The 8190-nt window shown below is 37.6% G+C and carries 6 protein-coding genes; 4 read left to right on the top strand and 2 right to left on the bottom strand.

Annotation, left to right across the window (positions count from 1 at the left end):
* Nucleotides 1–251 precede the first annotated feature (251 nt).
* The gene (locus AC1DRQ_RS04085) at nucleotides 252–2048 is read right to left on the bottom strand and encodes an AAA family ATPase (RefSeq protein ID WP_477422322.1); all 1797 of its coding nucleotides are present in this window, start codon (nucleotides 2046–2048) and stop codon (nucleotides 252–254) included.
* Nucleotides 2049–2278: 230 nt separating this feature from the next.
* Nucleotides 2279–3148, bottom strand: a complete 870-nt coding sequence (locus AC1DRQ_RS04080; protein ID WP_477422320.1) for a hypothetical protein — start codon at nucleotides 3146–3148, stop codon at nucleotides 2279–2281.
* Between the two features lie 421 nt (nucleotides 3149–3569).
* Here AC1DRQ_RS04080 and AC1DRQ_RS04075 point away from each other — a divergent pair, with 421 nt between their 5' ends.
* From AC1DRQ_RS04075 to AC1DRQ_RS04060, 4 genes are all read left to right on the top strand, one after another.
* Nucleotides 3570–4571: a histidine phosphatase family protein gene (locus AC1DRQ_RS04075; RefSeq protein WP_477422319.1), complete on the top strand. Its 1002-nt coding sequence runs from the start codon at nucleotides 3570–3572 to the stop codon at nucleotides 4569–4571.
* Nucleotides 4572–4753: 182 nt separating this feature from the next.
* Nucleotides 4754–5779, top strand: a complete 1026-nt coding sequence (locus AC1DRQ_RS04070; protein WP_477422317.1) for a hypothetical protein — start codon at nucleotides 4754–4756, stop codon at nucleotides 5777–5779.
* A gap of 367 nt (nucleotides 5780–6146) precedes the next feature.
* Nucleotides 6147–7397 (top strand): acyltransferase family protein, encoded by a 1251-nt coding sequence (locus tag AC1DRQ_RS04065; protein WP_477422315.1) that lies wholly within the window; start codon nucleotides 6147–6149, stop codon nucleotides 7395–7397.
* A 343-nt stretch (nucleotides 7398–7740) separates the two neighbouring features.
* A complete protein-coding gene (locus AC1DRQ_RS04060) occupies nucleotides 7741–8073 on the top strand; it encodes a hypothetical protein (RefSeq protein WP_477422314.1) in 333 nt (110 codons plus the stop codon).
* Nucleotides 8074–8190 lie beyond the last annotated feature (117 nt).

Below are 8190 nucleotides of genomic sequence, written 5' to 3'. Positions count from 1 at the left end.
AGTCAACGTCGAGAAGAAGAATAAAATGAGTGTCATAAACGCTGTAAGAAATAAACTTGTACAACGTATTTTCTCCTGTGTAAGACAAAATAGAAAATATGAAAAAAATTATCTCAAATTAGTTGCTTAGATCATAGAAATCGAGGTACGAAGCTATCGCGAACTGTACAGGGTGAATATTAGAGAAGGACATAAGTAGCCATTGCCTTTATTTCTTATACGACATACTTGCGCCAGTGGGGGTAATAAATTTAAAGCTCAATTTCCTGCACCGCTTTAAACATTTTAACAATGCCCACAGGTAAAAATTTGTAATATGTAGTTAAAATTTTTAGTAATTCGGGTTTAATACCTTTTTTGTTTCTGTATTTGTCAAAAAGGTAGCCAAAACTATTAGAATAAGCTTCTTCAATACTCACTTTTTTTAACTCAAAAAACCATAATGGGATTTTTATTTTATAGAGGCATAATAATTCTATTTCCGAATTTTCACTTGGCTGCATTAATTCATCTGATAAATGAATTTTTATGTCGTTGATAACTAAGTTAATTATATTTTGAATTTTTGATTCATCCAAATTGTTATAATCAAGATAATCATCTGTTTTGTTTAACCCAAATCTTTCATTGTGTTTAGGGTATTCTTCTTTTAGCACAAACAAACCGAAAAACAATGGATCAAATAAATAATTTTCTATATTCCTTCTTTCACCATTACCTAAAACCATAACCTTTTCATTTGCTTGATGGTCATCGTCTCTATCAATAATCCCACAGATATTTTTATTCCCTGCAAGGTTTAAATCTTTCACCATTTTAATTACCCGAGTAAATCCACCGGCTGCGTTACCCACAGAGATAAAGTTTAAAATTATTTCTTTATCTAAATGTTGCGTTGATATTTTTTGATAGATAAATCCATAAAAATCTACGTCAAAATCCGCTTCCACAAAGACTTGCTTTTTATGTTCATAATAAATGCTCAAACTTTTTAAACCCGTGGTAAGTGATTTGATAGCAGTACTTTTATCTGTTTCTTTTAATATGCCATCTTCCATAAGAAAAATAGAATCGTCAGGTGCAAGAGCTACTGTAGATGGAGAGTGAGTGGTTATTATTACTTTAACTCTGTCATCTTCCATCAACACATTTTGAATGACATCTAAAAAGTACTTCGTTAAAGAGGGATGTAAACTTGCATCCGGTTCATCTAATACTATAACCTGTGGAATACTTGTAAAACCCTTCTGATTACTGCGTAGGTTATATAAGGCAAATATTAATGAAATAATTGTTTTTTCACCAGATGATAATTCATAAAGTTTGATAGGTATATTTTTAACTTTATGTATGAATATTGGCTCTAAAACCACATTATCAGCATCTAAATCGGGATGCTTAATTGTGTAATTAAAATTAGCGACTTCAACTATTTTTTCTAAACTCAACCAAGGAGCAATCTCCTTTTCCGCCTGTTCTCTATAATTCCAATATTTATAAGCATATTGATGATAAAGCTTTAATAAATTTGAAGAAAATAATTGATGTGTGTCAATCGGACTAAAAATTGTAAAATCAAAATATTTTAATTGTCCGAATTTCTTACCGCTATTTTCAGATATAGCTATAACACTCTGTAAATCTACGCTATTAAATATTTGTGTTCCGTGTGAAATGTTTGGGCTTAACACTGCATTAAACCTGTTGTTAACATTGTCAGCCGTTAATGGAGTCGTTTTGAAATATTCTTCTTGAGAACCTAAAAAGCTGTCTAATATTAATTGTTTTGCATATTGTTGCTGGTCATATTGAATTGAATGGTAATTCCCTAATGTTGGCTCAAAGCCATTTGCCGGGATATATTCAAATTGATCATATGGATTGCCATCGTCATCAAACAAGCATTCAGGGTGCATACTATCTGAAATAACTTCGAGTAATTTTGTTTTACCAGAACCATTTTCTCCGGTAATAAGTACAAAATCGGGCAATTTTAGCGGTGAGTTTTCTTTTAATATCAGATAATTGCGAGGTATTCTAAGTTCCATAAATAAGGCTTATGTGACCAAATATAATTAATTGAAATACTATTTATTGTAAAGGCGCTTCCCTCTGCTGACGCACGCGTGTCGCGTGTGCCAATATCGCAACCTCCCCTACTCCCGCTTGTGGTCCACATGCTAAGTATACACTATGTGATCATTACATTCAATAATTTCCTTGCTTCTCACCAACAAACGCACCACAAGGCAGCGCCTTGTGGTAGCAGTGATACGATTTAATGCACCCACTCACCTTCTAACACATAAGCAAGTTCATGGTCATAGTTCCATACGTACACTTTATTGCTGTAAACTTTTGCTTTTCTAAATGATTCCGTAAAGTCAACCCGGTTTTGTCCAATAGAGCCATCCTTGTTGGTTATATCAATATAAAAGCCTGGGTCAGACCACCAAACGGGTAAACCCCTGAGTTTTACATTTAAATTATTTATGGTATACGGGAGCTGACTAATATTAAAGGGTATGCTAATGAGTGTTTTATTAGGCTCTCTATCAGCATAAGCGTTGTTCCATATTTCGTCAAAATCAAAAGTGAGCTTACTGCCACGACTTAAAAGAACATCCAGCTTGTTTATTGTTATTTTTTTGATGATAAAGTTTTTGAGGGTATCGGTAGTACTGGTTAAATCTAAGTGAGCCGTTTTGCCGCCTATTACTGTATACTTCTTATTTACATCGTTTTGGTTGTGGAAAACCGCAATATCTGGACTGTTACATGAAAATATTTTAAACCAGTAAGTGCCCGGTTTAAATTTGGGATAAATCTTAGTGTATTTATAGGCGTAAGGTCCAAAGCTTTGATTGGTAAATACAGTATCAAAAAGCGGGGTTGCAAAAGGCGTGTTATAATCAATTTCTGATTTATAAATCAAAAGCCGCAAAGTATCAAAAATATTGGATGGCTTATTTTTCCAGGTAATTACCAGGGAGTCTGATTTGGTTAATACAGAATCATGCTTGGCTGGTATGGAATCGGGCTTGGTTATTTTAATAACAGGCTTATCGGCCAAATCGTTACTGTTTTTACTGCAGCTTTGAAAAATCAGCAAAAAAGCTACCAGATAGATGGAGGGTTTAAAATACATTTTGTGATAAAGTTTATATAAATGTACAATAAAAAATATGACAAAAATATTCAAGCGCTACCCTCTGCTGGTTCACGCGTGTTGCGTGTGTCAATTATCGCACCCGCTACCGCGAGCGCCCCGCTTGTGGTCCGCATGCTCAGTATGCATTATGTGATCATTACATTCAATAATTTTCTTGCTTCGTGCTGACCAATCAAACATACCACAAGGCAGAGCCTTGCGGTAGCGGCGACGCATGTCATTCCCGCAAATTGCTGATTCAGAGCTACCAGCTGTGCGATTGTTACCAAATTGGTGTTTTTTCCTGTTGCAAATAACACTATTTTGTGTTATCAATTTATAACCAAATGCGATCCATACGAAAAGACACCATTTAATCGTACTGGCACAAAGCTGCCGGTATTAAGTTCAGCAGATTATGAAAGCTTTAAAAACCCTGTTCATCGCTATAATATTATTAGCTGGCTGCTCCCGGGAAAAAGCCGGAGATATGCCCGCTCCTGTAAAGGACAACCCGAAAATTACGTCGCTGGAATATACCGATCAGCTTTTGTTTGTTAATAAAAATAATTACCAGATACTGACAAGTGAAGCTGCTACTTTTTCCTCCGCAGACCCGCATATTCAAATTACAAATTCGGGTTTGATCAGGCGGTTAACCTCAGCCGAAATCGTGCCTGTTGAAATTACCTGGAAAAATACCACTAAGCCTAAACTTATAATTTACGCGCTGGGTGCAACCGACATCAACCAGGATCTTCCTTATAAACATTACCATGGAGCTTTAGCCACCAATGCTTTTGCTGCTTATCAGCAAGGTTGGAAAACATTACAAACATTTCCGGCAAAGGGTGAAACCTATGCCATCGTGCTCAGGCATGCAGATGCAAGCATTGGTGTTGACTTTCCTGTGAACCATTCCTATATGGGGCCACCCAACTGGTGGAAATCCGCTGATTCTGCACTGGCAAGGCAACTGAACGCTCAGGGAGTACAAAGAGCCACCATATTGGGTCAGGTTTTTAAAGATCTCAGTTATCCGATTAAAAGAGTAATCAGCAGCGAGTTTAACAGAGCGCTGGAAACGGCAAAGCTCATCAATGCCGGCCCTGCGCCAGTCCTCGATGGCAGGATCAATCACCTCAGTTATACAGTATATCCCGATGGCTTGTTTAAAGGGATGCTGTCCATTATTCAGGAACAACCAGTCGATAATCAGATTACCCTCATCATCGCCCACCACCCCATCAATGAACCCCGGTCAGCTACGGGTTATCCCAGTTTCCCTGATGTGTCGCCTTTTAACTGGACGGGCGCTTATCTGATTAAAATAGCTCCTGATAAAACAGTTACTTATCTGGGTGCTGTATCCTGGGCCATGTTTAAATACTGGAGAGATATTAAATTCCCCCAAACCTGATCCTTCGCCGCTACCCGCCAGTTGACAAAAATCCCTCAATTACCACTTTTCGTTAAAATTAACAAAGCCATGGTCATAAAGTATGCAAGGCTTCGTCTATTTATACATTATTGGCTCATATTCATATAATTACAATCTTATGGCGCTTTTTATAATTAACTTTAAAGAAACAGCCAATTATCATGAGAAACATTTACCTGTTATGCATTACCATATGCATCGTTGTTTCGTCCTGTAAGAAAGATTCAACACAAAACCTAATTTCTCCCCCTGAAGTGGGTACAAAGCTCCATGAAGTTAGCTTTACGGTTCCTGGTTTCGAGAGCACCACCCAAAATTTAAGCACCAACAGTACCGGAGCGAACGCATTGTTAAAAGATCAAATAAAGTACCTGCATTTAGTTATTTATAAGGATAGGGGAATTGTAATGGATCCTCCATTCGAACAATATCCTCAATTCGCAGCAGGTCCTGTTAAAGATATTATTCAGAAGTCGACAGATGCCAATTTCGGAACTTTTAAAGCATCTTTAAGTGATGGGCAATATTGGTTTTATATAGTTGGCGATCAGCTGGCGGGTAAAATATCTGGTGATATTACACACGGTTCCGGCGGTATTTACTGGACGCTTCCATATTACCACCTGGATAATGCGCTTTTAACTTCGGGTATATATTTTGGCGGGTTTGATACCCTGATAAAGGCGCCTATCAGTAAAGCGATTACACTTAAGCGTATGGTAAGTAAGCTCACTGTTCGTATTACCGACGCGATACCCGCTAATGCTGCAAAGTTTATTTTAACATTAACCGATTACCCACCTGCTTTTGACCTGTTTAGCGGAAATGGAAAATTCCACGGAAGAGAGGACGTTTTTGATAGCGCGCTCTTTAGTTACAATATTAGTAGCTCACAAATTGGGAAATCAAACTTTGAATTTAGCACGATCGTTCTCCCTTACCACTCTTTCTATTCAAGTGAGATAACTTTAAATTGTGTAGATAAGCTGGGGAATGTTATAAATCATAAGGTTTTGCCGAGTCAGGGGGGTGATGGGGTTTGGATTAAAATAAACACCAATTATATATATACTGGCGCCCTTTTTACAAAGGCAGCACAATTTACAGTTAGTTTGGATACCAAATGGAATGCGCCGGTAAACATACCTTTCAGCGTCAGTTATTCGAAACACATTAAAACCAATTAAATTCATTAATTCCCAAGCGCTTTCAAAGCGTCGTCTTTTCTTCCGCTACCGCAAGCGTCATACTGGTTCGCTTGCTAAGTATGCATTATGTGATCATTATATTCAATAATTTTCTGGCCCGTTGCTACCAGGCAAACGCACACAAGGCAGAGCCCTGCGGTAGCGACAAGAATTATAAAAAGAAGAGCGTAAATTACCTTCCTTGCCGGCGCACATACACCAGGCAGCCATGGCCAAACTACTTTCCTTTTTCAGTTGCCCGAAAGGAAAAGTGGCAAAAAAAGGCTCATATCTTATCCTAATTTATATCTTTACGACAAAACAGGGATTAATTTTAAAAATTATCTAACCTTATTAATTTTTAAATATGTTAGCAAGCGATAAACAAACCAGGAATATAGCGTTAGATGTAATACGAGGTATTGCTGTATTAATGGTAATGTTTTTTCACATAAAAGAACCTATTATCGCGCTTTCGCAAAGTTTTACTGATCAGGTATTCAATATATTTAAATCGGTGATTTTATTCTTGAAAGCCGGCGGCTGGATAGGGGTCGATTTCTTTTTTGTGTTAAGCGGTTTTTTAGTTTCGGGGCTTCTGTTTAAGGAATATAAGTTAACAAATACAATAAATCCCGTTAGGTTCCTGATCAGGCGGGGGTTTAAAATTTATCCTTTATTTTTTGCATTTCTGATAGCAACCTTACTGTTCGAAATAATTTCCCTTCATTTTAATTTACCTGTAGCTGTTGAGGCTAAACAAAAATATTACTGGTGGGGTTACATTCTTGATGCCATGTTTATTCATAACTATGCAAATGGACGATGGGGCCATTCCTGGTCATTGGATGTAGAGGAGCATTTTTATATATTACTTGTACTATATTTTGTTTACCTGATTAAAAGAAAACATTCAAGTAAAAAATCACTTTCGCCTGTCGAAAATAAACTAAACTATATAGTTGTTACCCGAACCTATATATTTTTAACTGTTGTAGGTATATTGGCCCGATTGATAGCTAATATTTATCATCCCGTTTTTAGGGCCCCTACCCATTATGCAGCCACGCATTTCAGACTTGATGCATTGTTTTTCGGAGTTTATTTAGCTTATTTATATCAGTTTTACCCAGAAAAACTCGTGTTTTTTAAAAAGTACAAGGTTTATCTGCTGATACTAAGTATCGGTTATCTCCTAACAAATTACGTATTTGACCGGCAGGTTAATAAGTGGATGTCGGTTATATCCCTTGGTGTTCACCCCTTATGTTTCGGCTCCATCCTAATGATTGCTTTAGAATCAAAAAGCAGGTTTTTCAGGAGCATATTTATGGCCACAATCGGAAAGCTTTCTTATGCAATATATTTATGGCATGTATTTGTAGGCAGTTACATACTGGTTTATTTCCCTATTGTTGCAACTAACAAATTATATTGGATTTATTACCTGTTGGGCTATTTTATCATTTCATTGGTGGCTGGTAAGCTATTTACGGCATGGCTTGAAGTTCCCTTTTTAAATATCAGGAACAAATATTTCCCGGCTAAAACCCCGGCTCCTGTTATTGCGAACAGTGTAACAAGTGAATCACCCGCGGCTTCGGTACCGGTTGTTTAACTACTGAGGTGTGTCGTAATCAGGCTAAACACCCAAAAAGATGGACGGGAGGTGAACACCACCGAAACTTAAACCTGTTTAACAAATAAAACAAGCACTATGGCATTCCCGCGTTAGGGATGGCAGCGGATACCGGCCCTGTGCCTAACGCCTGCAGCAGTATGAGCGTACAGCCCGGCCCAAAGGAAACGCCCAAATCCTTCCCTTTACACACTTTACAATTTGTGTAAATAAAGTGTATAATTGGTTTACAATTTATACCGTCAATTGCAACTTAGTTTAATTAAAATTAACTTGTACTTAATACTGATTATAAATAAACCTAATACTAATTTGTTGCATCATGGCTGATTCACGCAAAGAGATCCAGGACGACAATAATCATTGGGATAAGCTGTTCAAATTATGTGCATATGTAATTGGTTGCGTTATCGTTTACTGCTTTTTAATAACTTTTGTTCCGATACCGAAAGATAATATAGAAACGGCGAGGCAGGTATTGATATTTTTTATAGGCACCCTGGTGGGTTATTGTTTTAACTTGCTGAGTCCGGGAATAACTTCAAAAAAATCCGTGCCATCACAACTGAATGTTACAGGCGATAATACCAGCATAGGCGGTACCACCACTACTGATATTGACCTTACCTCAAACGATCCTAAAAAACCGGCTTAAAGGGCCAAAGACATGCAGAGGGAACAAACCCCTCCCTGCCATTGCGCTCATAACAGCAGCACCCCTGCCTTAGGGAGGGAATTTTGGAAAAACTTCCGGCCCCTCCCTCGCTGCTGC

The organism is Mucilaginibacter sp. P4_E8 (assembly GCF_056401495.1).
Note: the sequence above shows the minus strand (reverse complement) of the source record. Positions and strands in the feature narration are given on the sequence as shown.

What these genes read in the sequence shown, in the direction of transcription:
- AC1DRQ_RS04085 (WP_477422322.1), bottom strand. Translation starts at nt 2,048, where the DNA reads ATGGAACTTAGAATACCTCGCAATTATCTGATATTAAAAGAAAACTCA.
- AC1DRQ_RS04060 (WP_477422314.1), top strand. Translation starts at nt 7,741, where the DNA reads ATGGCTGATTCACGCAAAGAGATCCAGGACGACAATAATCATTGGGAT.
- AC1DRQ_RS04070 (WP_477422317.1), top strand. Translation starts at nt 4,754, where the DNA reads ATGAGAAACATTTACCTGTTATGCATTACCATATGCATCGTTGTTTCG.
- AC1DRQ_RS04065 (WP_477422315.1), top strand. Translation starts at nt 6,147, where the DNA reads ATGTTAGCAAGCGATAAACAAACCAGGAATATAGCGTTAGATGTAATA.
- AC1DRQ_RS04075 (WP_477422319.1), top strand. Translation starts at nt 3,570, where the DNA reads ATGAAAGCTTTAAAAACCCTGTTCATCGCTATAATATTATTAGCTGGC.
- AC1DRQ_RS04080 (WP_477422320.1), bottom strand. Translation starts at nt 3,148, where the DNA reads ATGTATTTTAAACCCTCCATCTATCTGGTAGCTTTTTTGCTGATTTTT.